At 30.2% G+C, this 2155-nt stretch carries 2 protein-coding genes; both read left to right on the top strand.

Features of this window, described 5'->3' with window-relative positions; genetic code table 11:
• Positions 1 to 466: hypothetical protein (locus CRV02_RS14890; RefSeq protein ID WP_164969016.1), on the top strand; the 466-nt coding region annotated here is incomplete at its 5' end.
• A gap of 10 nt (positions 467 to 476) precedes the next feature.
• On the top strand, positions 477 to 2153 hold the full coding sequence (locus CRV02_RS14210) for a ShlB/FhaC/HecB family hemolysin secretion/activation protein (RefSeq protein ID WP_129090894.1): 1677 nt from the start codon (positions 477 to 479) through the stop codon (positions 2151 to 2153).
• Positions 2154 to 2155: the final 2 nt, after the last annotated feature.

Below are 2155 nucleotides of genomic sequence, written 5' to 3'. Positions count from 1 at the left end.
AAAAGGAACTCCAGTTTTATCTTGGCAAGTTGGAAAAGATGGAGATACTAAACCTATTTGGTTAATTGGTACAAAAGTTACTTCAAAGCCAATAATTGATAAACCAGCAACAGAAACACCAAACAAACAAATAGACAAAGTAATCACAACAATTGTAAATAAAGAAGCACTAAAAGTACCAACAGTTCCAAAAGTTACTACTACACCAAACAGTTATAAAAATGTAAACGTATCATTTAGTGTTGGAGAAAACAAGCAAATTGTTTCAAAACCAATTGAAGATCAAGAAACAAAAAGAGTAACACTTAGTGAAGCAAAACAGATGCAGCAAGAAGTTACAGGTGAAACAGTAGGTGATGTAAAAGTTCCATTATCAAGAAGTTCACAAATTGTCTTAGTAAATGGTGGAGTATCTTTACCAACTGGTGTTGAACAAGAGTTCTATGTAGCAGATGACGAAATATAGGAAAATAAGAATGAAAACAAAAAATATTATAGCATTATCAATTATCACATCACTATCTTTAAGTGCAGCCAATGTTCCAAACATTGGTGATGCCTTAAAACAAGTACAACCTCCAAAACTAAAGAAAGAGAAAGAAGCTGAGCTTCCTTCTTTAGATAACAAAGTAGAAGAACCATTAAAACAGTTTGATGATAGTAAAAAAGTATTTATTAAAACAATTGAAATAGAAGGAAATAAAAAGCTTTCAAATGAGAAGTTAAAAGAACTAATCTCTTCTTATGAAAACAAAGAGTTAAGCTTTAAAGATATGCAAGAAGCAGCTACTTTAATCACAAAAGCATATAGACAAGAAGGATACTTTGTAGCAAGGGCATATATTCCAAAACAAAATATCTTTTCACAAGAAGGTGTTTTAAAAATAAATGTAATTGAAGGAAACTATGGAGCATTTACCTTAGAGAATAACTCATTAGTTAAAGATGAAATTGTTCAAGGAAATTTAGATGCTATCAAAGATGAAAATATCGTTTCTACAAATACTTTAGAAAGAGCCATGCTTATTATTAATGACACACCAGGTATTGTTGTAAATAAAGCAGAAGTTAAACCAGGTAAAGAAGTAGGAACTAGTGATTTTATCATTGGAACTGAAGCTACTAAAAAATATAGTGGATATGTATTAAGTGACAACTATGGTTCTCAATATATAGGTAAACATAGAATCATGGCAGGAGCTGATATTAATTCACCATTTAATATAGGAGATCAGCTAACATTCTCAGGTCTTACATCAGAAGAGATTGGACTTATTAATGGAAGAGTAGCTTATAACTTTCCAATGAATGAAAAAGGACTAAGAGGAGAAGTTAGTATTTCTAAAACTACTTATGAACTTGGAAGTACTTATGAGAATTTAGATGCATTAGGAAGTTCTGATTCTATTACTTTTAGAACAGAGTATCCATATGTAAGATCTAGACTTAAAAATATAAATCTTTTTGCAGAAGTTTCATTTAATAAGATGAAAGATGAGATTCAAGAAGCAGATATATATACAAAGAAAAGTTCTAAAGTATTAACTGTAGGTGTTGATTATACTGAAGATAAAATAGTATTTAATAAAAACTCTCAATCAAGAGCTTCTTTATCTTTAACAACTGGTAGTTTAAAATTTAATAGTGATGAAGATAGAAAAAGTGATGAAAATGGTGCTAATACAAATGGTAGATTTACAAAGTTAAACTTAGAGTTAGGTCAAGACTTTGAATTGACTCCTAAGGTTAGATGGGAAAACTCTTTCCAAGCTCAATATGCTTTAGGTAATAAAAACTTAGATGGAAGTCAAGACTTAAGTATTGGTGGAATCAATGGAGTTAAATATTATCCTGATGGTGAAGAGAGTGCTGAGAATGGATTTATCTTTAATACAGAGTTATTTTATGCTTTACCAAACTATAAAGAGTTAAACTCTTCTGTATCTGTGTTTTATGATGTAGGTAGAACATTTATGAGTCAAGATACTACAAATGATGCTCCTAGAACTTTACAATCATTTGGTTTAGGTTATTATGGTTCATTTAAAGATATGTTTGTTAATGCTCATTTAGCTCAGAATATCAAGCATGATGTTACTTCTCAAAGAGACTACTCTAATAGATTCCTACTTCAAGCTGGGTGGGTGTTTTAATA

The organism is Arcobacter sp. CECT 8989 (assembly GCF_004116715.1).
In the GTDB taxonomy this organism is placed as follows: domain Bacteria; phylum Campylobacterota; class Campylobacteria; order Campylobacterales; family Arcobacteraceae; genus Halarcobacter.
Note: the sequence above shows the minus strand (reverse complement) of the source record. Positions and strands in the feature narration are given on the sequence as shown.